This window comes from Candidatus Magnetominusculus xianensis, from assembly GCA_001541255.1.
Taxonomy (GTDB): Bacteria; Nitrospirota; Thermodesulfovibrionia; order Thermodesulfovibrionales; family Magnetobacteriaceae; genus Magnetominusculus; species Magnetominusculus xianensis.
Genome location: LNQR01000034.1, coordinates 10,343 through 34,191, shown reverse-complemented (window position 1 = coordinate 34,191; position 23,849 = coordinate 10,343). Strand labels below are relative to the sequence as shown.

The 23,849-nt window shown below is 47.9% G+C and carries 17 protein-coding genes and 1 other RNA gene; 8 read left to right on the top strand and 10 right to left on the bottom strand.

The features are described from left to right. The first annotated feature begins 46 nt into the window (after window positions 1-46). The gene (locus ASN18_RS05135) at window positions 47-1,495 is read left to right on the top strand and encodes a mannose-1-phosphate guanylyltransferase/mannose-6-phosphate isomerase (RefSeq protein WP_085051672.1); all 1,449 of its coding nucleotides are present in this window, start codon (window positions 47-49) and stop codon (window positions 1,493-1,495) included. A 22-nt stretch (window positions 1,496-1,517) separates the two neighbouring features. On the opposite strand, the gene ASN18_RS05130 is transcribed toward ASN18_RS05135, so the two are convergent. After that, a complete protein-coding gene (locus ASN18_RS05130) occupies window positions 1,518-3,713 on the bottom strand; it encodes a hypothetical protein (protein ID WP_085051671.1) in 2,196 nt (731 codons plus the stop codon). A 109-nt stretch (window positions 3,714-3,822) separates the two neighbouring features. Then, window positions 3,823-5,073 carry a transcription termination factor Rho gene (gene rho / locus ASN18_RS05125; protein WP_085051727.1) on the bottom strand — a complete coding sequence of 417 codons (1,251 nt, stop codon included), beginning with the start codon at window positions 5,071-5,073 and terminating at the stop codon, window positions 3,823-3,825. Between the two features lie 567 nt (window positions 5,074-5,640). Between rho and ASN18_RS05120 the strand changes: the two genes are divergently transcribed. The 3 genes from ASN18_RS05120 to uvrC are packed head-to-tail and all read left to right on the top strand — an operon-like array spanning window position 5,641 to window position 9,924. After that, window positions 5,641-7,236, top strand: a complete 1,596-nt coding sequence (locus ASN18_RS05120) for a sensor histidine kinase (protein ID WP_085051670.1) — start codon at window positions 5,641-5,643, stop codon at window positions 7,234-7,236. Then, window positions 7,214-8,074 carry a peptide chain release factor N(5)-glutamine methyltransferase gene (gene prmC, locus ASN18_RS05115; protein WP_236861529.1) on the top strand — a complete coding sequence of 287 codons (861 nt, stop codon included), beginning with the start codon at window positions 7,214-7,216 and terminating at the stop codon, window positions 8,072-8,074. Before ASN18_RS05120 ends, prmC begins: the two co-directional genes overlap by 23 nt. A gap of 17 nt (window positions 8,075-8,091) precedes the next feature. Then, the gene (gene uvrC / locus ASN18_RS05110; RefSeq protein WP_085051668.1) at window positions 8,092-9,924 is read left to right on the top strand and encodes an excinuclease ABC subunit UvrC; all 1,833 of its coding nucleotides are present in this window, start codon (window positions 8,092-8,094) and stop codon (window positions 9,922-9,924) included. A 29-nt stretch (window positions 9,925-9,953) separates the two neighbouring features. On the opposite strand, the gene thpR is transcribed toward uvrC, so the two are convergent. The 7 genes from thpR to ssrS all read right to left on the bottom strand — a co-directional run bounded on the left by thpR (window position 9,954) and on the right by ssrS (window position 15,550). Beyond that, window positions 9,954-10,523: an RNA 2',3'-cyclic phosphodiesterase gene (gene thpR / locus ASN18_RS05105; protein WP_085051667.1), complete on the bottom strand. Its 570-nt coding sequence runs from the start codon at window positions 10,521-10,523 to the stop codon at window positions 9,954-9,956. Continuing rightward, complete coding sequence (locus ASN18_RS05100) at window positions 10,516-10,983, bottom strand: phosphatidylglycerophosphatase A family protein (protein ID WP_085051666.1); 468 nt, start codon at window positions 10,981-10,983, stop codon at window positions 10,516-10,518. The genes thpR and ASN18_RS05100 overlap by 8 nt, the downstream gene beginning before the upstream one ends. Beyond that, the gene (locus tag ASN18_RS05095) at window positions 10,973-11,389 is read right to left on the bottom strand and encodes an OsmC family protein (RefSeq protein ID WP_085051665.1); all 417 of its coding nucleotides are present in this window, start codon (window positions 11,387-11,389) and stop codon (window positions 10,973-10,975) included. The genes ASN18_RS05100 and ASN18_RS05095 overlap by 11 nt, the downstream gene beginning before the upstream one ends. A gap of 17 nt (window positions 11,390-11,406) precedes the next feature. Beyond that, a complete protein-coding gene (locus tag ASN18_RS05090; RefSeq protein WP_085051664.1) occupies window positions 11,407-12,189 on the bottom strand; it encodes a TIGR00282 family metallophosphoesterase in 783 nt (260 codons plus the stop codon). A gap of 8 nt (window positions 12,190-12,197) precedes the next feature. Beyond that, window positions 12,198-13,760, bottom strand: coding sequence for a ribonuclease Y (rny, locus tag ASN18_RS05085; RefSeq protein WP_085051663.1), 1,563 nt, complete (start codon window positions 13,758-13,760; stop codon window positions 12,198-12,200). Then, window positions 13,753-14,961, bottom strand: coding sequence for a replication-associated recombination protein A (locus ASN18_RS05080; protein ID WP_236861528.1), 1,209 nt, complete (start codon window positions 14,959-14,961; stop codon window positions 13,753-13,755). Before ASN18_RS05080 ends, rny begins: the two co-directional genes overlap by 8 nt. A gap of 405 nt (window positions 14,962-15,366) precedes the next feature. After that, a non-coding RNA gene (gene ssrS / locus ASN18_RS05070) (6S RNA) lies at window positions 15,367-15,550 on the bottom strand. 164 nt (window positions 15,551-15,714) lie between these two features. Here ssrS and ASN18_RS05065 point away from each other — a divergent pair. Beyond that, on the top strand, window positions 15,715-15,996 hold the full coding sequence (locus tag ASN18_RS05065; RefSeq protein ID WP_085051661.1) for a hypothetical protein: 282 nt from the start codon (window positions 15,715-15,717) through the stop codon (window positions 15,994-15,996). A gap of 29 nt (window positions 15,997-16,025) precedes the next feature. Here the strand turns inward: ASN18_RS05065 and ASN18_RS05060 are convergent, their stop codons facing one another. Continuing rightward, window positions 16,026-16,535, bottom strand: a complete 510-nt coding sequence (locus ASN18_RS05060) for a hypothetical protein (protein ID WP_085051659.1) — start codon at window positions 16,533-16,535, stop codon at window positions 16,026-16,028. Window positions 16,536-16,764: 229 nt separating this feature from the next. On the opposite strand from ASN18_RS05060, the gene ASN18_RS05055 reads away from it, so the two are divergent. The 3 genes from ASN18_RS05055 to ASN18_RS05045 are packed head-to-tail and all read left to right on the top strand — an operon-like array spanning window position 16,765 to window position 23,840. Next, entirely contained in the window at window positions 16,765-18,267 is a 1,503-nt protein-coding gene (locus tag ASN18_RS05055; RefSeq protein ID WP_085051658.1) for a protein kinase domain-containing protein, read from the top strand. Then, window positions 18,264-20,057 carry a Stp1/IreP family PP2C-type Ser/Thr phosphatase gene (locus ASN18_RS05050; RefSeq protein WP_085051656.1) on the top strand — a complete coding sequence of 598 codons (1,794 nt, stop codon included), beginning with the start codon at window positions 18,264-18,266 and terminating at the stop codon, window positions 20,055-20,057. Before ASN18_RS05055 ends, ASN18_RS05050 begins: the two co-directional genes overlap by 4 nt. Before the next feature lie 45 nt (window positions 20,058-20,102). Beyond that, complete coding sequence (locus ASN18_RS05045) at window positions 20,103-23,840, top strand: protein kinase domain-containing protein (protein WP_085051655.1); 3,738 nt, start codon at window positions 20,103-20,105, stop codon at window positions 23,838-23,840. Window positions 23,841-23,849 lie beyond the last annotated feature (9 nt).

Below are 23,849 nucleotides of genomic sequence, written 5' to 3'. Positions count from 1 at the left end.
TGGCTTGACTCAGCTTAGTAAGCAAACATTTGGAGGATAGACCTTAATGAAGGTATTGTTACTTGCAGGTGGCTCTGGCACTAGGCTCTGGCCTTTGAGCCGAAAGAGTTATCCGAAGCAGTTTATAAAGTTAAAGGGCCAGCAGTCGCTACTGCAGGAAACTATGGCAAGGGTACTCCTGGCCGTACCACCCGAAGATATAATCGTGCTGACCAATAAAGAATACAAATTCCATGTAAAATCTGACATGGAATCCCTTGTAACAAAGGCAGCGGGCCATAAGACAGACGGGCACGAAGTCAGCAGCAAGGGCCATATAGTATTTGAGCCAACCGCCAGGAATACCGCACCGGCAATAGCCCTCGGCGTAAAGTACTGTATGGATAATCTTGGCGCAGCTAAGGACGAAACCGTGTTTGTCTGTCCCTCAGACCATGTGATTTCTCCGCCGGAGCGTTTTATCGAATATTTAAAGGCCGCTGAGAAGGCAGCTCTTGAGGGATATATTGTAACATTTGGCATAATGCCGACGCGCCCTGAAACTGGTTATGGGTATATAAAAAGGGAACACCAATCCCTCACCATTAGCGGTCTGACAGAGGAGATTTACCGCGTAGAGAAGTTTACAGAAAAACCCGACGATAAAACCGCACTTGAGTACATCGAAGGCGGCAAACACTACTGGAACTCTGGGATGTTCATCTTCAAGCCCAGCGTAATAGCAGAGGAATTCCGCCGCTGGGCGCCTGAAATCGGCAGGGTGTTCGATAAGAGTTATGACGAGATGCTCAAGATATTTGCCACACTGCCCAATATCTCTATCGACTACGCCATCATGGAGAAGTCCAATAATATTGCCACCATGCCTCTGGACATCTATTGGAATGACATAGGCTCGTGGGATTCAATCTTTGAGATATTAGAAAAAGACACCGGAGGCAATGCCACAACAGGAGATGTCATTGCCATCGACACAAAAGACTCAATGGTACTGGCAAATAAGAGGTTGACCGTTACTCTGGGCATGGAAGACTGCCTCGTCGTTGAGACAGACGACGTTGTCCTTGTATCAAAGAGAGGGCACGCGCAGAAGGTAAAAAACGTTGTATCCCAGTTAAAAGAGCTGGGGCGACAGGAGATAAATGAACACGTTACCACGTACAGGCCATGGGGAAGCTATACACTCATGGGCAAGGGCGACCGCTACCAGATTAAACGCCTGATAGTGAATCCACTTCATTCTCTGAGTCTGCAAATGCACATGCACAGGTCTGAACACTGGGTTGTCGTCAGCGGCACGGCCAAAGTAACCCTGGGCGAAAAAGAACTCTTTGTCCACGCCAACGAATCCATTTACGTGCCAAAGACCACCCTTCACAGACTTGAAAATAAGGGGAAAATCCCGCTTGAGGTCATCGAGGTTCAAAACGGCGAGTATCTTAATGAAGATGACATTATACGATTCAACGATATTTACGAAAGAGAGGAGCATTAGGACCTTCGCATTTTAACGGCGCTTACATCGTCGGTATCACAGGGGTTTTTACCCTGAAGAGCCTTGCGTGAGGCAGGGCGCTATAGACCTCCTCAAACAGCGATTTGTCGTGGTTGCCCAATAAGTACATCTGGTTTAAGTTCGAGTCAAAGAATACATCATTTACAACCATAACTGAGTTAATGGATCTACCCAGGGCAAACAGTTCAAGATAAAGACCGTTTTTATGTTCGAATTCGATGGTCTTCACCGTATTGCCGGAGTCAACGAAAAGGGCCTTTCTAAGGGGAGTTGAGTTGTTTATCATACCGGTCTTCAGATTGACCTTAACTTCATAACAGTCCAGCATATCGTCTTTAAGAGACTGGCAGTTGAGGGGCTGTATCATCGGCTGTGGTGTTGTTGGCAGCCGGAGTGTATTAATACCGCTTACGTTGAACATTGCCTGAAATTTACCTATCATATCGCTTGTATAAAGCACATAAATACCGGTGTTTTTGACATTGTCTATCGGCCTTTGTGCAGCCTTGCCGCTGGTAATGTCACCGGAGGTTACGGTTGAGCCATTGCCGGTGAGATAGCTTGTGATGTTGTAAAATTCGGGCTGGCTTTTCGAGGTAAAGGCATGGGCAATGTAGAGGGTTTTCTCAGCATGCTGCGTCCCGCCGTCGTGAAAGGTTGCAACACCAGTAATATCCTCAAGCGCATATCCAAAGTCCCACCACGTCAAAATAGCAGATTTCCCATGAAGTTTAGTCTTTATATCCTGAAAGACCCTGTAGTATTCGACATTAAGCGATGGCTGAGGGATAAAGAAAAATCCAGTCTGATTTATTATTGCAATGAAAAAGACAACCGTCGATATGTAAACGACAGACTTCTTTGCGGTTTCTTTTAATTTGCCAGCAAAGGCTGACGCAGCAACAATAATCAGATAGCCAAGCCCCGCCCCGATAAATGGCGCAAGGTACATGGCAAACCTGTTCGCCCAGAGAAAAGACATCAGGCCAATAAAAAATAGGGGAAAAACCGGAAAGACCTTTTTAAAGTGATAAACGCTAAACACAATAAAACCTATAAATCCCATAGCGCTTAAGGCCGGTATCTTTATGACATAGCCAAACACCTCTGAAACTGATGAACGCTGCAACTCTGTCACCTGAGTGAGGGCGCTGGGATTGCCACCCATGTTGAATGTAAGGTAATTCTTTATTATGAAAGAAACAGAACCGAGTAAAGAATTGAGCATACTTATAGCGTAGGACGAGCCAATCGCTGCGGCGGCTGAGATCAACACTAAAATCACAGTTGCAGCGTAAACAGGTTTTATTCCCTTTTTGCCCACAACATAGGAATAACCAATAAAAATAATCGCGGCTGAAACTGCAAACACCCCAACATTAACAGAAAACGGGAAAGAGCAATATAAAAATATCAGTGTCGAAAAAAATACCACTTTAAAACTGTGTTTATTGATAATCAGATATGCGGTCAAACACACGAGATACAGGTATGAAAACTCACTAATGCCGTACCATCGCTCCATGAGCATCATAGATACTCCGGCAAGGGCAGAGTACAGGTATGTCATCCTGCCTGTCCGCGGCTTCCCCCCAGGGTCACATGTGAGGAGAATGAAATAAGACGCCAAAAATGGGAAAAACAGATTGAAGGCGTCTGGTCTGACCCGTGCTGCCGAAGTCCTGACCATGTAAATAAAACTGAATGTTCCGACAAGACTGCCAAGTATACCCACCGGCAGAAATCCCGTCCTGCCGAAATAAAGTATAAGCGGTACGATAAATAAGCCTGACAGTACGGCAATAAGATAAACGCCGGTTATGTATAAATTGCCGTCGAACGCGCCTGAGAATTTGGCCAGTAAGATGCTTATTGCCGGAGTACGAAGTGGTTTAAGAAATTGCGAAGGGAAATTCCGGAGGGTGTCAATTAAATACACCCCTGAGCCTTCACGAGGGCCCTCGTAATAAGTCCCGTTTTTATATTCCCTCGCCAGCCGTACCCAGTAAAAGGCATCAACGGTAGTCATCATAGGTGTACTGTTAACGAAATATCTGTCCGGGTTTTGTTTCCACACGTTATACTCATAAAGCCGTACAAACGCAGAAAGGCCAAAACAAACAGCTATAGAAATAATCACTGCCGTAAGACCTGACCCTATCGGGGTGGTTAAAATATCCTTGATTTTACCGTTCATCGTAATTTAATAACGTACCAGCACGAATACTGCTCCCAGGTATTACAGTTTCATACAGGAGCGTCTGACATATAGCACCGGCTGGTGAAGCAACGCCCCCTCTGCGCCCCTACTTATTCATCATATCAAGGAACTCTTTGTTGGCCTTTGTGTTTTTCAGTTTAGCAAGCAGGAATTCCATGCTCTCTACACTGCTCAGTGGATTGAGAACCTTTCTCAGCACCCACATCTTGTTCAGAACTTCCTTAGTTACCAGCAGTTCTTCTTTTCTCGTGCCGGAGGTGTTAATATCTATGCTTGGGAATATCCTCTTGTCTACGAGTTTTCTGTCAAGATGAAGCTCCATGTTGCCCGTGCCCTTGAACTCCTCGAAGATTACATCGTCCATACGGCTTCCCGTATCAACCAGGGCAGTGGCTATAATGGTCAGGCTGCCGCCGTTTTCTATGTTTCTTGCCGTGCCGAAAAAGCGTTTTGGCTTCTGAAGCGCATTGGCATCAAGTCCGCCGGAGAGTACCTTGCCGCTTGCAGGGATGACTGCATTATATGCCCTTGCAAGACGCGTGATACTGTCAAGCAGGATGACCACGTCCTTTTTGCACTCCACCTGGCGTTTTGCCCTGTTGATGACCATCTCGGCCACCTGGCAGTGCCTGTGCGGGGGTTCGTCAAAGGTCGAGCCTATGATTTCGGCCTGCTGCACCTGTCTTTTCCAGTCTGTGACTTCTTCCGGCCTTTCATCGATGAGCAGGATGATTAAGTGAACTTCCTTGTGATTTGCCCGTATGGACTTGGCGATTGACTGAAGGAGCATAGTCTTACCCGTTCTGGGGGCGGCCACAATCAGTCCCCTTTGGCCCTTGCCGATTGGGGCGATTAACTCCATGACGCGTGTAGAGTAATCTGTAATGTCATACTCTAAGTGGAGCCTCTCAGTGGGATAGTACGGCGTCAGATTGTCAAAAAGAGGACGCGTGATGTTTTGTTCCGGCGCCTGGTGGTTGATTGCCTCAACTTTTAACAGGGCAAAATATCTCTCGTTTTCCTTCGGAGGACGCACCTGCCCTGAGACAAGCTCACCGGTACGCAGGTTAAAACGCCTTATTTGTGAAGGGGAGACATAGATGTCATCAGGGCCTGGCAGATAGCTGTAGTCCGGTGAACGGAGGAAGCCAAATCCATCAGAGAGAATCTCAAGGACACCTTCGGCAAATAAATTCCCCGTTTTCTCTGCCTGCGCCTGTAGTATTGCAAATATAAGCTCCTGTTTCCTCATGCTTGAGGCGCCCTCTACGTTCAGCTCCTCAGCAACAACTGTTAATTCTTCGATATTCCCTTCTTGTAACTCAGAGATTGCGATATTGCTCATTGGCGGACTCCTTATTTTTTTGCAGTTATATCTTTTTTCCCTGCAGCGTTAGAGATTAATATTTATATCCTTATAAAGTAAAGCAGTCTTACTGTATTTCCACTACCATGCGCATTTTGATAAACCACCGTGACAAACTTCCCCCAGCTATCCCCCAGCATTCAGGGGCTTATTCCGGGGCTATTTCCGGCAACCTCCGGTGGGCAGCGTGCCGGTGGGCAACGCCCTTGTCATGATTATCTGTGAAAATCTTTAACGAATACTATCTTCGCCCACATCATTTTACAAACCGGTACATGTAACCCTGAACACCGGCATGTACGCCTTACGTATCACACATGTATTTAACATACACAAAAAAAATATATTTGTCAATATTAATTTTAGACTTGTTTAAGTGCCTATAAATTTATTAGAATAAATGGAGGTTTGTTGATAGTTAGGTCTGGAGAAACCATTGAAGGCTTTCCCGTTGACGCTGCGGTCATTTTGTAAGTCAGCGGAAGTACGCTGTGTAAATGACAGCATACTCACCGCGTGGATATTTAAGGGAATTGAATGAAAAGCACTGTAAATTTAAAAATTTTAGTATCGTTGAGCGCCCTTTTGCTTGTGGGTGCCCTGATTTTCTGGTATAAGTTCATCTTCCGGACAAATGAGGAAATAGTCGCCAAGACCACTGAAGAGGCCGTTTACACTATAGAAATCATCAGAAACAGCCTCAGATACAACATGTTGTTAAACCATGGCGAAGTCATTCAGAATATACTGGAAAACACCTCTTCCACTATCCCTCATACGGCTATCAGGGTAATAGACCACAAGGGAAATATCAAATTCTCCTCAGATAAAAATGACCTCGGCAAGTCCATCCCGTCCAACTCTATGATTTGTAAGGAGTGTCATGTAATAGACAGCAAGGTCACCCTCAAGGATACGGGCAGGAATTTCTACTTTACTGACAAGAAAAACCATGGCCGCGTACTTAAGTCCTTCATCCCTGTGAAGAATGAGCCATCGTGTTCGTCTGCCGCGTGTCACGTTCACGCTCCAGGCTCTACAATTAACGGTATCATTGAGGCTGAGTTTTCTATGTCGCAGTTAGATAAAAAATTTAGAGATAAAACCCTTGATGTCATGATACTTGGAGTTGTTTTCCTTGCCCTGATTGCTGTGACGTTGTATCTGCTGTTGTTGAAATTCGTCATCAAACCTGTAGTATTGATATCAGAGGGCATAAAAATGGTAACAAGGGGATACTATGGTCATACGATAGACGTTCGCGCAAAAGATGAGATAAGCGCCTTAGGACAAGACTACAACGACATGACAAAGGAACTCAAGGCAGGGAAGAACGTACTTGAAGAGAAAACCAGGGCACTCTCCGAGATAATGGAACAAAAGGCCATTGAAATCAGAAAGACTCAGAAGCAGTACATGTACACAGAGAAACTGGCCTCGCTGGGCAGAATGGCCGCAAGCGTAGCTCACGAATTGAATAGTCCCCTTACTGGCATAATCGTTTTTGCAAGGCTGCTGGCAAAACGCATCTCCCCTGATAACAAGGCCGACCAGGATGACCTCAAGGTCATTGTCGAGCAGGCTGAGAAGTGTTCTAATATCATAGCCGTATTGCTTGGTTACTCAAGGACAATCCCCTCGGATGACCTCACAATGTATGTCAACAAGGCAATAGAAAACGCCCTGCATATACTGAGTAATCAGGCAAAGTTTTATAACATTGTGGTAGAGAAAGACTTTGACCCCTTACTGCCGCGCATACAAGGCGACCAGTCGCAGATTGAGCAGGTATTTATCAACCTCCTGATAAATGCATCCGATGCGATGAACTACAAAGGGAAGATCATCATCAGGACAAGGACATTTATCGAGGACACCAATGAGCTGGTAGAGATAGAGTTCACAGACTCCGGCCCCGGCATACCTGTTGATTATCTGGACAAGATATTCGAGCCATTCTACACTACAAAGCCCGAAGGAAAGGGCACCGGACTGGGTCTGGCCGTGAGCAAAGGTATTGTTCAAAACTCGGGAGGGCGTATATTTGTCAAGAGCAAGGCCGGTGAAGGCGCAAGTTTCTTCATACATCTACCAATAAATAAGGTCTCTGGTGAGCAGCCCAGCCACAGATAAACTTGCTAGTGAAATAAGCTCCAGACTCAAAGCCGCTGGCATTAAGGACGCAGAAAAAGAGGCCGATGAACTCCTGTGTCTTTCATTAAATATTAGTAAATCAGCACTTTACGCGCGTGATTTCAGCAAAGTCACAGGTGATGCCGCTTCAGTGCTCAAAAAACTCGATTCCCTGACAGCCCGCAGACTTGCCAGGCAGCCCCTTCAGTATATCGCAGGGGAAGTCGAATTCTTCGGGCTGTCTTTAACAGTCGGCACTGGGGTGCTGATTCCCCGGCCAGAGACCGAGCTGCTTGTGGAGATACTCACAGGGATTCTAAGTAACAAGCACAAGCCAAACATTAGTGTGCTAGACCTATGCACTGGAAGCGGCTGCATTGCCCTCACGCTTGCAAAACACTTCCCAGAGTCAATCGTCCACGCGGTTGACATATCTGAGACAGCCCTAAAATATGCCGCCGCAAATGCCGCCGCTAACGATATTAAAAATGTCACATTCTACACCGGCTGCCTCTATGAACCCGTTGCATGCATGGCCTTCGACGTAATAATCTCCAATCCACCATACATAAAGACAGCAGATATAGATTTACTTGAGCCGGAAATTGCCCTCTACGAACCCGTAGAGGCACTCGATGGAGGCACAGATGGACTGCACTTCTACAGAGAAATCATCGCAGGGGCGCCAGGACACCTAAACGAAGGCGGCATAATGGCGTTTGAACTTGGCGACACACTAGCTCACAGCGTGATGGAAATTGCCCGCGCGGCAGGCTTTCACAATCTGACCCTCAAGACCGATTACTCACGGGTAGAGAGATTTCTGATAATCGCCTGATAATATATTGATAATCTATGGATAAACCGCTTGAGAAACTCGCCGTTGTACCGCCCCTTCCCGGCGTCTATCTGTTTAAAAACGCTAAAGAAAAGGTCCTCTATGTTGGTAAGGCACGCAGCCTTAGAAACCGGCTGAGGAGTTATTTTCACAAAAGCATATCAGGCGATCTGAGGAAATCAGCCCTTGTTGAGGAGGCCGCTGATTTTTCTTTCGTCATTACGCAAAACGAGATAGAGGCCCTGGCGCTTGAGTCCAATTTCATAAAGCAGTACAGACCGAAGTATAATGTCATCCTCAAAGACGACAAGAACTATCCATACATAAAGATAACCGTAACTCAAGAGTGGCCTGGAGTTGAGGTAGTGCGCCGGTTTGACCACGGCGGCGATGTGTATATCGGCCCCTATGTCTCGTCGCGCGGGATGAGAGAGACACTGGATTTCATCAGAAAATATTTCCTCGTCAGGACGTGCAGGTATAAAATCGAAAACCTCAAGCGCCCATGTGTTGAATACCAGATAGGACAATGCGGGGCGCCCTGCGTCGGTCTGATAAGCAGAGAGGACTATATGGCGGCAGTCAATGAGGTGATAGAATTTTTAAGAGGTGACAATCAGGAACTGCTATCCAAACTCACGCAGGCGATGACAGCTCATTCCGAGGCGCTTCAGTATGAGAAGGCCGCCATGGTCAGAGACAAGATAGCCGCGATACGCAGCACCTGGGAGACACAAAAGGTAATAGACCCAGCCCTTGCCGATGCCGACGTCATAGGGTTTTACACTACAGGGGGCGAGGGCATGTTTAACGTATTTTTCATACGAAACGGGGTGCTGACTGCGGTGAAGGATTTTCACATAAAAGACCTCAAGGGGTTGTCCTATAAATTGCTGCTCTACACGTTTATCGAACAGTTTTATAACAAGGACATCATCCCGCCAGAGCGCATAATAGTCGCACAAAAACCGGCACAACTGGGTACGCTGAGGGCATGGCTGAAAAAAAGAAGGGGAAGTCCTGTAGAGATAATCACCCCGCTCTGCCAATCCCCTGGCCAATCCCCCGGCATATCAGCCGACACGTCAGCCGACATCCTGAACATGGCCAACGAAACGGCAAAGAGAAACCTGTCTCTGAAGCGAGGCGCCCCGGACAGCGCTATAATGGAGGAATTAGCGAGGAGACTAAACCTTGCTGCCCCACCCACAGACATAGGTGCGTTTGATGTATCGACAATATCAGGAAGTGAATCGGCGGGCGCGTTTATACGCTGGAGGGATGGGCGCTTCGCTAAAGAGTCATACAGGCGGCTTAAAATCAAGACCGTTACGGGCGTTGATGATTATTCGATGATGACTGAGATATTTACAAGGGCTGCCAAAAACCTTGGAGATGAGTTCCCCGATCTACTTGTCATAGACGGCGGGAAGGGACAGCTTGAGAGTGCCCTTGAAGCCTTGAGGCAGTTAAACACCGAGGGCCTGTTTGTAGAAAACACACCTGCTGTCATCTCGATAGCGAAGAATCCGGACAGGGTATTTATACCGGGGGCGCTGAGGGGGATAAGCCTTGAGGACGGCTCACAGTCATCACTATTTTTAAAGCGCATCAGGGACGAGGTACACAGATTCGTAATCACCTATCACAGAAAGCTCAGAGAACAGAGAATGAAACGCTCCCCGCTTGAGTCGATTAAGGGTATATCAAAAAAGCGCCGGCTTGAGCTGCTGAGACACTTCGACGGCATAGAAGCAATAAGAAACGCGTCAGCCGAAGAGATAGCGTCATTAAAAGGGTTTAACATAAAGCTGGCAGAAACCATCATTCTTAATCTACGAAACCCCTAAAATACTGAATCTCTATTTCGGTTTTAGGGCTAATGACTGGCTTGCTTAAGCCGGAAACTTTTCAAATGCGTATACTGCGCCCCATCCGGTGTTAAGTCGCTTTTCATAAGCGATACCTCTGTCACCTCGCAAGCTCCAAAATCTTTGTCCGAAAGCGCCTTTAGTTTTTCGTAGATTTCATCGTATCCCTTCAGGTTTTTCACCCGTGCGATTGTCAAATGCGGCGAATATGGTCTGTCTTCCTTTTTAAAACCAATCACAGATAGTTTTTGTTCAATATCTGCGGCAAGGGTCTCTAACTCAAGGGATTTCTTTACCCCTATCCAGATTACATCCGGCCTTTTCAGGCTTGAAAACGCGCCTATTGTTTTTAATTCCATCTTGAAGGGCGCATAACCAGCAGATAGTTCTTTTAACACCTGTGAGATTTTATCTATGGAGGTCTCATCAATGCTGCCAAGAAATTTTAGTGTCAGGTGAAGGTTTTCCGGCCTCACCCATCTGACACCGCTGCGGGTGTGTTTAAGCGTGCTAACAGTCTGCCCTATCACTGCCCTCTGCTCCTCAGAGATGTCTACCGCTATAAAGGTTCTAACCATCAAATCTCATCCTTGTCGCTATCTGCAATATTACGTTTACGTAGAGGCCGGCAGCCACATCGTCAAGCATTACGCCTAATCCGCCCTTAATCCGCTCCATATAATTGACCGGCGGGGGCTTTATTATGTCAAATGCCCTGAAAAGAAAAAATGCCAGCACTATGACAACAAAACCCTTCGGCACGTATAATATAGATACGAAAAACCCCGCAACCTCGTCTATTACGATTTTGCCGCTGTCCTTCTCTTTAAAAAACCCCTCCGCAGCATGGGCAGCCACCGTGCCCACTATGATTACAACAGCCGTTATCATAAGAAGCGTGAAATCCGACGGCCAAAACAGCACAAAAAATACTAATGCCGCCAATGTCCCAAACGTCCCTGAGGCAATCGGGGCATATCCTACACACCATACAGTCGCTATATTTGACAGTATCTTTTGCGGCAGGCTACTCTTCAATTATTCTATGTGTGTACTCAACTGGCACACCGCCTTCTATTGTCGCCTTCACTGAGCAGTACTTTGTCATCGATAGCTCTATAGCTCGCTTTACGGCCTCATCAGATATGTTTTTCCCCCTTACAACGTACTCTACGATGACCTTCTGAAAGCGCTTCGGATGAGTTGCTGCCTTGTCGCCTGAGACATTGATTTCAAACCCTGTGACTTCCTGTTTCTTCTTCTTTAAGATTGATATTACATCCATCGCAGAACATCCACCGGTGGCTATCAGCAGCAGCTCAGAGGGTCTCATCCCTGAGTCATCGCCGCCGTTTTCATGGTCGCCGTCTATTACGATGGCGTGTCCTGAGTCAGCCTCTGCTACGAACTTCATTCCATTGATATAGGTCAGCTTGGCTTTCATAAAAAAAACCTCCTTCTTCAGTCGTGATGAAGCATTAATCGTTTTATCGCCGATGCACGGCCAGTTTCATTGTCAATCTGAATGACAACGGCACAAAAAATACCCTTTCCCGAGGCAACCTGATATTTCACAGGGATTTGAGTCAAAAACTTTTCGATTATCTGCCCAACATTCACACCTATGACACTCAGGGCCGGGCCGGTCATCCCAACATCGGTTATGTATGCCGTATGATTTGAAAGTATTTGTTCATCCGCAGTTTGAACATGTGTGTGAGTGCCTATGACAGCGCTTACACTGCCGTTTAGATAGTATCCCATTGCCTGCTTTTCGGATGTCGCCTCTGCGTGCATGTCAACTATGATTATGTTGGTGTGCCTTTTTATCTCCTCTATCGCAGTCATAACCGTCCTGAACGGGCAGTCTGAGGGCGCCATAAACACCCTGCCGGTGAGGTTGATAACACCTGCCTTCAGGCCGTTTTTCAGACTGTATATTATGCTGCCAAACCCCGGTACACCCGGGGCATAGTTCATCGGTCTGAGTATTCTGTCCTCTTTTGCGACATAAGAAACAGCCTCTTTCTTGTCCCATACGTGGTTGCCTGTTGTGATGACATGCACACCGCAGTCAAACAGCTCTCCGGCAGTCTTTTCAGTTATCCCAAAGCCGCCCGCAGAGTTTTCACCATTGGCTATGATGAAAGCAATTTCTTCTTTCTCCACAAGGTGCGGCAGGAAATGCCTTACCAACACCCTGCCCGGCCTGCCTATAACGTCTCCTATGAATAATACGTTCATAAAATTCCCTATTTAGCATACTCTACGAAGCGAGTTTCTCTGATAACCATGATCTTAATCTGCCCGGGGTAGGTCATCTCGGATTCTATTTTTTTTGCAATTTCTCGTGAGATCAGGTGGGACATCTCATCGGTCGTATCCTCCGGCTTCACTATGATGCGAATCTCTCTGCCCGCCTGAATAGCGTAACACTTATCGACGCCCTGATAGGACATGGCAATCTCCTCAAGTTTTTCAAGGCGCTTGATATAGTTTTCAATACTTTCACGCCGCACTCCGGGTCGAGCCGCTGAGAGTGCATCTGCCGCAGTTACCAGCGCGGACTCTACGCATATCGGGTCGCCGTCGCCGTGGTGTACCAGCATTGCATTGATTATTCTTTCGTCTTCGCCATATTTTCTGGCAATAGAGGCACCGATTTCGTGGTGTGCGCCCTCAAACTCATGGTCAACCGCCTTGCCTATGTCGTGAAGGAGACCGGCACGTTTGGCCAGCTTTACGTCTGCCTTCAACTCCCCGGCCATCATGCCGGAGAAATAGGCTACCTCACGCGAGTGCTGAAGGACATTCTGCCCATAAGATGTTCTGTATTTTAGCCGCCCAAGCAGTTTGATAAACTCTGGATGCACGCCCGTAAGACCAAGGTCAAAGACGGCCTTCTCGCCCTCTTCTCTCATGGCGTTGTTGACTTCCTTACGAACCTTCTCTACGATTTCCTCGATTCTTGCCGGGTGTATCCTTCCGTCTGATATAAGGCGCTCAAGGGAAATCCTTGCGATTTCGCGTCTTACCGGGTCAAAGCCTGAGAGCGTTACTGCCTCCGGGGTGTCATCTACAATAAAGTCTACGCCGGTTGCCGCCTCAAGCGCCCTGATATTTCTGCCTTCTCTGCCTATAATGCGCCCCTTCATCTCTTCGTTTGGCAGGGTTACGGCCGTTACCGTTGCGTCACATACATATTCGCCTGCGTATCTCTGTATGGCGAGACCGATAATATGCCGCGCCCTCTTTTCAGATTCGTCCTTTGCCTCCTGCTCTATTTGTTTTATGAGCTTTGCTTCCTCAAAGCGTATCTCATTTTCCACTTTTTTCAGGAGCTGTGTTTTGGCCTCTTCTACTGTCATGCCGGAGATTTTTTCCAGTTTCTCTGTCTCCGCCAGTATGAGTTTGTCATATTGCTTTTCTTTCTCTGCGAACTGCTGTTCTCTTTTGATGAATTCTTTTTCTTTTCTCATCAGTTCGCTGTCTCGCTTTTCAAACTGGTCGAGTTTTTTATCAAGGTTCTCTTCTTTGTGTCTCAGGCGTTTTTCCATTTGGCTGAATTCGTTCTTTTTCTCCTTGACTTCCCGTTCAGCCTCAGCCTTTGTCTGATAACGGATGTCTTTGGCCTCGACAAGGGCCTCTCTCTTGATTCTCTCTGCTTCTCTTTCTGCTTCCCTGATTACGTCCAGTTGTTTGTGCTCAAGCTCTTCAAACTTCTTTTTAAATACACCCTTGAAAAAGAGCGACATGGCAGCCCCTGCCACCGCCCCTGTGATTATAGCTATCAGCACGTATATGATACTATTCATTGCCTTTGTGCCTCCTTTGTTGTAGCCGATTTTTTATCTCAATTTCATAGCCTTGTGAAGATGGTTCATAAAATACCTTTGGATTGATTAAATATGTCTGTTCTACATAGTGTCCAGGATAGTCATGGGGATACTTATATCCAGATACGCCAAGTTTCGCAGCACCGGCATAGCTGGAATCCCTCAAATGAAGCGGGACGGACTGTGTCTGTTCGTTTCGCACCGAATTAAGAGCCGCTTCAACTGCCAGGTAGCAGGCATTGCTCTTTGGCGCCTGCGCGATGTATAAAGCTGCCTGTGCTAGTGGAATGCGCCCTTCTGGAAGCCCCACCTTCTCTGCTGAAATGTATGCAGATACGGCAACTCCGAGGGCATGAGGGTCTGCGTTTCCTACATCCTCGGCGGCGCAAATGATGATTCTCCTTGCGATAAACAACGGGTCCTCGCCGGAGTTCAACATTTTGGCAAGCCAATAGACTGCGGCGTCACAGTCTGAGCCTCTCATGCTTTTTATAAATGCAGATATGGTGTCGTAGTGTTCATTTTCGTCGTAGTACGGCGTCTTATCAGAAACGGCATCGGTGATTACATCCAGGTCTATGGTGTTTGTGCCTGCGTGCCTTAGCGATAGGGAGGCCAGCTCAAGGATATTGAGGGCACGCCTTGCGTCGCCTCCGGCTCTCAATGCCGCATAGGACAAGGCATCTTCGGTTAGGCTTATGGAGCCGCCAAACCCCCTGGCGTCTGTCAGCGCCCTTTGGAGAATTGACTTTATGTCTTCAGTAGACAGTGGATTAAACCTGAAAATCATAGTCCTCGACGCAAGCGCCGGAGTAAGGGCGAATGATGGGTTTTCTGTTGATGCCCCGATTAAGACAATCCTGCCGGATTCTATGTGCGGCAAAAGGGCATCTTGCTGGACTTTGTTAAAGCGGTGAATCTCATCTACAAATACGATAGTCTTAGAGGTTGCGGCAATAGAAACTGCCTCTCTGATTTCTTTAATCCCTGATGTGACGGCATTAACCTCCACGAATACCGACTTAGTCATGTCGGAAACAATGTGGGCAAGCGCGGTCTTCCCCGTCCCAGGAGGGCCGTATAGTACCAGTGAGACGATTTTATCGTCCTCAATAATATTAAGCAGGGCCTTGCCCTTTGAAAGTATATGCCCCTGCCCGGCTATTTCAGATAAATCCACAGGACGCAGCCTCCAGGCCAACGGCGCCCCACGTGCTTCACCTCGTACCTTACTCTGATGTCCCTTAAATAAATCCAAATATATAAAATCCTTAAAGTTAAAATCATACATCTTAATACGGGTTAATACGGGCCATGCCCGTCAGCTAGTTGCGCAGACCAGCGTCACACAAGGGAAGGCAGAGATGATACGGCAAAGACCTGACTTAGGAGTTTTGATAACCCTGTTAATAAAAACAGCAAATCATTATACCACCGGCACCGGGCCTAAGCGGCCTGCCAGTTGTTATTTATCTGCAAACTATAACGTTATTGTTATAGGGTTAACAACAAAACCTCCAAATACTAATGCCTTTGCCAATACTGCCCTTTGTGCTGCCACTGCTGCCGATATTATCTATGTATAATCAAACCCGCCCTTGCGGTGTGCACAAAAGAGTTAAGTCCCTGCTTTCACAGGTGGGTGCCGAAAAGAACGCGTTGGGCTTCCGCAGCATGCGGCATGCTCTCTGAGCGCCCTTACACTGGCTCCCTAAACTCATGCTAGTCGGAATAACTCTTTCATATAATCACCAGCAGGGCAGGCAGCTTCGCCCACCTGTTTATTTTATAACAAATAATCACTATAAAGTGCAAGTAAATTCTTAAGAAAAAAAAGAACCCATTGTAGTTGCCATGAGCCATAAGCTATCATAGCAGGCAGCAGGCAGCGCCTGAACTTAATAACAAGAAACACGTGCCAGGAGGTATAGTAATGGAGAAGCAGCATGTGCCCTTAAAAGAGGTGAGGGAACTGGCAATAAAATTTACGCCACAGGAAATCGAAACATGTATAAATCAGCAGCTTCAGGACGGGGTAAACGAATGCCGTATGGGGACTTCCACAGACCACGTCATTAATGAGCTGTCAAAGGCAGAATTTGTGCGCAGCAAAATGGAAGCGGGTACATCCCTTACAGACGCTATGAGAGAGCTTGCAAAAAGCGTTCGTCGTGTGCAAAGCGGCTTCAACGAAGAAGGGCAGCCCGGCGCCTAATCCTGACAGGGGGGTCACCGGAGCAACTTCTATTTCAAGGATGGTTTCACGGGCGCAGGGTTCCCGGAGGGTGCTGCATTCATAGTATTGCCTATCCAGATATGGACTTTTGCCTCTGGCTGCCAACCGCCCGGGCCGGTGATATGGATTACGCAGTTTTTATTTGGCTTCCTGTACGCGATGATTGCGTTATTTCTTGCAAACGATGACGCCATAAACTCCCAGCCTTTCTTTGGCATCTGTATCTTGAAGAATCTTACGACGGAATCTACGGTAACATTAGCCGCGTAAACCAATGACCCGCCTGCGAAGTTCGCTGTGTTCATCAGCATCGATTCGCCTTCTACCAGTTTTAGCTCGTCCGGGATGTCAACATCCTCGAAGTCCGTACCCATTAATGAAAGCTGTGAGGGCATGGGCGGCGTTGGCGGCTGGCTTTCCTGCTGACCGCTGTCTCCTTTGGTTACACTTGACCCGGCACAGCCTGTTATTACTGGCGCAAATAATATCATAATGACAAATAAATAAATCAGTCTCATCTAAACCTCCATGCCGATGAAAAAGTATAGCACAACGCCGGTGTCAACTGCAACTCAGTATTTTAGTGGAAATTCGCAGCATTGACAATAGTTAAAGTGCTTTGTTATAGTGTTTACGTAATAAGCGGTCGTTAGGGCCGTTAGTGAGACATAGCGGGCGTCAGCGGCACGGCGCGGATGCGGCTCGTGTCCTGTAAATACCTGTAAATAAGAGTGAGGTTTTTGAGCCTTGCCAGCAAAAATAGTTCTTAAAGTTACAGAAGGGTCGTTAAAGGGAACAGAGTATGTGTTTACAGACCGTACCACGTGCATTATTGGGCGTGGAGGGGACTGTAACCCGCGCCTGCCGGATGACAAAGACCACAGCACGATATCCCGCCACCACTGTCTGCTTGATATAAACCCGCCGGGCATGAGGGTTCGCGATTTTGGCAGTCTCAATGGCACATTCGTAAACGGTAAAAAAATAGGACAACGCGACAGAACTATAGCTCATAGAGAGGCGATAAAGGCAAAATTCCCCGAACATGATCTCAAAGACGGCGATACCATAAGACTAGGCATGACCGTGTTCCGCGTATCTATCACTGTTCCTCTAGCGTGTTCAGTTTGTTCGAAGGAGCTGACAGGCGATGGCGCAGACGGCGGATTACAAACAGATGGTTCATATATCTGCACAGACTGTAAATCAAAACAAGTACAATTAGAACCAGTTAAAAAACCGCAGGGGGCTGATATAAAACGCTGCACCAACTGCGGCAATGAGTTCCCTTTTGACCCTGATGCCAGCGAAATACTGTGTGCGTCGTGCATTGAGAATCCACTTCAGTTAATAAAACAAGAGGCCGAAGACGACTCGGTAAACATAAAAGGATATAAAGTAATCAATGAACTGGGAAAAGGCGGAATGGGCGCCGTGTATCTGGCAGAGCAAACAGGAACCGGGCAGAAAGTAGCCCTGAAGGTCATGCTCTCAAGCGCTGCCGTAAATGATCGCGCGAGGGAGATGTTCTTACGGGAAGTGGAAAACACTAAACACTTAAAACATCCAAACGTGGTAGGTCTGCTTGATTATGGAAACTCACAGGGCACATTTTACTTTACGCTTGAGTACTGCGAGGGTGGAAGCGTAGATAAGATAATGGCTCGTAAAGGCGGGAAACTGTCGGTTGCCGAGGCCACACACATCATACTTCAGGCCCTTGACGGGTTAATATACGCCCATAACATACAAATCCCAAATGTCAAACTCACTAACGGCAGCATAGTTACAATAAACGGCCTTGTTCACAGAGATATAAAGCCGTCGAATATATTTTATACGGACACACCGCAGGGGCGCATAGCAAAGATTGCTGATTTTGGGCTTGGCAAGGCCTTCGACGCCGCTGGCCTGAGCGGTTACACACGGACGGGTTCTGCCGCAGGCACCCCAGTATTTATGGCAAGGCAGCAGGTTATCAACTTCAAGTACTCAAAGCCGGAGGCAGATGTGTGGGCAATGGCGGCAACATATTATTTTCTTCTGACCGGGCGCTTCCCGCGGGACTTCCCAAAGGGAAAGGACCCCTGGTATATTGTGCTTCAGACCTCTTGTGTTCCAATTCAGAGGAGGAACCAGGCCATTCCAAAGAACCTGGCTGAAGTAATAGACACGGCCTTAGTTGACCAGCCTGAAATAATATTTAAGACCGCAGAGTCTTTTAAAAAGGCCCTGGAAGGTGTGCTATGAACAAAGCAATCATCTCTGCAGGGCTGTCCGACAAAGGGCATGTACGAAAGAGAAACGAAGACAGCCTGATGCTTGACAATGAGTACGGGCTGTATATTGTGTCTGACGGCATGGGGGGGCACGCGGCAGGGGATATGGCGTCAAAAATGGTAGTGGAAATACTTCCAACCCTGCTTCAAAGGAATCTAAGGAACATCAAAAGTTTGCAATCGCCTCAGGTTGAAGAGGGACTTACGCTTGCCTTTACGGAGTTAAACGACCAGGTGCGCATGCAAAGCAAGTCAAAGGCAGGGATGTCGGGCATGGGGGCAACCGTAGTGCTTGCCATGTTCAAAGATGATCTGGCGCTTATTGCCCATATGGGTGACAGCCGTGCATATTTACTGAGAAGCGGAAGTTTTGCCCAACTGACCATAGACCACTCCGTAGTTCAGGTGCTTATAGACTCAGGGGAAATAACATCCGCACAGGCGGTGAAGCACCCGGCCAGAGGGAAAATCACCCGCTGCATAGGCATGACCGGTGAGGTAATGCCTGATATCAGGGTGGCAAAAACATTTCCAGGCGATAGGTACCTGCTCTGCAGCGACGGTCTTACCGGCATGGTTGATGACGATACAATAGTGAAAATTCTGAACAAACACAAAAATATTGAAACGGCTTGCATCGAACTAGTAGCTGCCGCTAACAGCGCAGGCGGCGTTGACAACATAACCGTAGTGTTAGTTGAGTGCGCGCCATCTCAGTCAAAAGGACGCTCCGGTGAATATGATTTTGCTTCTATGGAGACCGAAGAGTTTGCCGGTGGTACAATCACGGCCCACGATAGCGACCGCACAGAGCCATACGCGTTTGTCGTTGATTTAGACAAGCAGCCGTCGCATTTTTGTATGCCGGTTAAGTATCCATCTTTTTCTATTGGAAGAAGCACAGACAACGACCTTGCCTTAAAGTGGGACAAGACAATCTCACGTAAACACTGTGTAATAAAGGTTGCGGGGGATTCATTAGTTATAGAGGACACAAACAGCAGAAACGGGACATATCTCAACGGACACCGTTTTAAAGGGACGCAGCCGCTGCCGGTGCCGTCGTGGATTGCCTTAGGAAGGACCCGCATAGGGATAATACCATCGGCATCAGGGACGCAGCCCGAGGGACTGACCGAGGGGTTGTTTGATGAGGCATATGCCTCAGAGGGAAGCATATTAATCCCGCCAAGTGAGTTTTTCGAGGAACGAACAGAGGCCCTGCTCGTTGTTGATATTGTAGGGTCTACAAGGATTGTCAAGCAGGGCGATACACATCTTGTCAAGGTCATATCAGCGCTTGGACAAATGCTTGATAAGGTGCTTCAGAGCGAAAAACATCCATTTCTGAAATGCACAGGAGACGGGTTCTTTGCCACATTCGGGACGGCAGACAGCGCCATTTCTGCGGCCTTAAAACTATCGCCAGGCGTACAGCGCTATATAAAGATACCCGTTCAAATAAGCGTTGCCCTCCACTGGGGACCTGTGCGCCTTACACAGGAAGGAGAGCGCACAGGCAGAAACGCCCATGCCGTATTCTCCGTCGAAGACCTGCGCCACAAAGAGGAGAAAGTAAACTCCTTCCTCGTAAACTCAAACCGCCGCGAACTTATCCTTATGACAGAGAGTTTTTGGCAAACGTTAAGTCCAGACCTGAAAGTAAAGGCCATGCCCATTGGTTCATATCACCTGAAGGGTTTAGAGGAAACTGAGGCCATATACTATTGGTATGCCCCTGTAAGTGATAAATCAATGTAAATACCTGAGATATATAATATCACGGGCAAAGACTTGGGGAGTACAATGACGATAATAACGGCGTGTACCATTTGTGGAGCCAAATATAATGTGTCTGCCTCGTTTGCCGGAAAGTCGGCAAAGTGTAAGAAGTGCGGCACTATGTTTCGAATTGAAAAGGCTGGTGAGCAGCGTGCTGTTGATTTGTCAGCAGCATCTGTCAGTTCAGCCAGCCTAATGAATAGGCGCAGTTCCCACGACTGGAACATTGGGGATGTAGTCCTTGATCTCTATGAGATAACAGGATTCTTAGGTGAAGGCGGCATGGGTAAGGTCTACAAGGTACGTCACCGGGGCTGGAATGTTGACCTTGCCGTGAAAAGCCCAAAGCCCTCAGAGCTGGCACGCTCCGGCGGGTCTAAGGGTTTTCAGGAAGAGGCCGAGACCTGGGTAAACCTCGGTCTGCACCCGCACATTGTAAGCTGCTACTATGTCAGGGAGCTTGACAGCATCCCGCGTGTCTTTGCCGAATACGTCAACGGTGGAAACTTAAACGACTGGATACACGACGGTAAACTAACTGAGCTGGATAAAATTATAGATATTTCAATTCAAATCGCCTGGGGACTTCACTACGCGCATGTAAAGGGACTTGTACACAGGGATATGAAACCGGCAAATATTATGATCACCTCTGAGGGAATCGCAAAAGTGACGGACTTTGGCCTCGCTAAGGCTGTTGCAAGCCATAGCGGCAGGGTAGTGGAGGATGAAACCAATAGATCGATCCAATCCGACCAATCTGGCCAGTCCGGCCAGTCTGGTATGACCCCAGCTTTTTGTTCTCCTGAGCAGGCCAACAAGGGAAATTTGTCGTTGAAAACAGACATATGGTCGTGGGCAGTATCAATACTGGTGATGTTCACAGGTGAGGTAACATGGCCCTCCGGCACTGTTGCAGCCGAGGCTCTGGCGTACCACGTTGAAAATCAGGACAGCTCACCCCACACCTCCCTTCCCCCTATGCCGCCCCAGATTGCCAAACTCTTACGCAGTTGCCTTAACATCAACCCGTTGCAGCGCCCTGAGAGTATGGAACAAATTGCAAATACATTAATTGGTATATATCAGGAAATCACCTCAACCCCATATCCAAGACAGATGCCACAGGCAAACAGCGCCACAGCCGACAGCCTGAACAACCGCGCTGTCTCACTGCTTGACCTTGGCAGAGACGAAGAGGCAGAGAAACTCTGGCAGGAAGCGATAAAAATCCAGCCCCACCACCCACAGTCCTCATACAACCTTGGTCTCATAAACTGGAGAAACGCAAAAACTACCGACGATATGCTGATCAGAGAACTCGAAGAGGTTCAACGTTCACACAGGGAAGACTGGATGCCGGAGTACCTGCTTGCCCTAGCACACATTGAAAGGAACGACTGTCTGTCGGCTATAAAATATCTTGAGAATATTATCGCCGCATATGGCAATATTGAGGAGGCTGCAGCGGCGCTAACCCTCGCCCGCGAAGAACTCCCCACCTCAAGGAGGCTGTCTGAGACCTTTGCCGGTCACCTTGCCCAGGTTACGTCGGTGAGCCTGAGTCACGACGGACGCCTTGCCCTTACAGGCAGTATGGACAAAAAGATCAGGCTCTGGGATACGGCAATAGGTCAGTGTATTAAAACCTTAAGCGGACACACAGGCGCTGTCTTAGCAGTCAGCATGACCAGTGACGGCAGGTTTGCAATCTCCGGAAGTGCTGACAAAACCGTGCGCATGTGGAACATATCCACAGGCAGTACGCTCTATAATTTCAGGGGACACGCAGGCGATGTAACTGCGGTATATCTCAGCCCCGACGGTAAATATCCCGTATCAGGAAGCGCTGATGAGACAATAAAACTCTGGGATACGAACTCCGGCAACTATCTTCGTTCATTTGCTGGTCACAGGGGCGTTATTACGTCAGTGACCGTTACCAACGACGGGCAGCAAGTGGTTTCAAGCAGTCTTGACGGCACTGTGAGAATATGGAATATTCAGTCGTTGAAGTGTCTGCATGTGTTTAAGGAACACACCGCTGCCGTAAACTCTGCCTGCCTGAGTAAAGACGGGGTTTACTTAATCACCGCCTGTGCTGACAACATGTTACGGCTGTGGGATTTCCGTACGCGGCACTATCAAAAGCCCTTGACCGGTCATGCAGAGCCTGTACAGTCGGTGGTGCTTTCATGGAACTCACGATATGCCCTGTCAGGCGGTCAGGACAAGACCGTCAGGTTGTGGGATTTATCCAGCGGGCGCTGCCTGCGTACCTTTGAGGGACATCAGACGCCGGTAAGCTCTGTCCATATGTCTGTAAATGGCAAACACTTTGCCTCAAACGGCATGGGAAACGATATGTTGTTCTGGGACCTTCAGAGTGAGAAAGAGGTTTATCGTGCCCCGATGATGCTTTCTCTGGTATTAAAAAGTGAGACTGCATTTTCGGCAATGGCCGCCTACAGCAGTGAACTCTCGCTTGCAAAAGAATCGCTTCAATCAGGGGATTACGTCAAGGCAGCCGGGCATATACGAAAGGCACGCTCTCAAAAGGGCTACAGCCGGACAGTCGAGGCCGTTGACATGTGGACACGCCTTTACAGCGTATTTCCACACAAGAACCTCGCCGGTGCATGGGAGGCATTTACATATACCGGACATGATAACGCTGTAACCTCTGTCTGCATAGACGATGCCAACCACTTTATCCTATCCGGCAGCATGGACAAGACACTTCGGCTGCGTGAGGTTGAATCAAAAAATGCTGCGCTGGCCTTTAAAGGACACTTTGAAGGTGTAAAGGCAGTAAGCCTCAGCGCCGATGGCAGCTATGCCCTGTCTGGCGGTCAGGACAAGACAGTCCGGTTGTGGGAGACCTCAAAGGGGCGCCTGCTTAAGACCCTCAAAGGGCACGATGGGCGTGTAAATGCCGTTTGCATTACGGCTGATGGTAAACTTGCCGTGTCGGGAAGCGATGACAAGACAGTCAAGGTGTGGGATTTGTACTCTGGCAGCTGCCTCAAGACGTTTAAAGAACACTCTGCCCCGGTACGCACTGTAGCATTGAGCCTGGACAACCGGATGCTGTTGTCTGGCGGAGAGGACTGTGTAATAAAACAGTGTGAGATGACCACTGTAGAGTTTATAGGTCTTTTGGGGACTTTCAGCGGTCATTCTGCCCCGATTAATTGTGTTGCGATAAGTTTAAACGGGCGTTATGCCGTAACTGGAAGCGACGATAAGACCGTAAAAATCTGGGACATTGCCACTGGGCGCAGCATCAGAGACCTTGAAGGGCATACGGCGCGTGTGACCTCAGTGGCGTTCACCTCGGATGCCCAGCATGTTATATCAGGGAGTTTTGACAGCACATTCAGGATTTGGGAGGCCGCAACTGGGCAGTGTCTGAGGATATTTAAGGGCCACGTAGTGGGCGTAAATGCAGTTGCTATAAGCATGGACGGGCGTTATGCAATCTCTGCCTATGACGACAGCACAATCAAGGTCTGGGCGCTGGACTGGGAGCTAATCGTTAGAAACGAACAGCAGTGGGACGCCAATGCTACTGCATTACTTGAGAAGTTCATCGTCGCCCATACCCCATACGTACAGGGTACTCTAACCAGACGCGGCTCCACAGATTGGTCAGAGAGTGATTTAGAAAAACTTATTTTTACGCTGGGCTGTTCCGGTTACGGCAGGATAGACTCAAAATATATAAGAAAAGAACTTGAAAAGCTCACCGGCAAAAGATAATGCAGCACA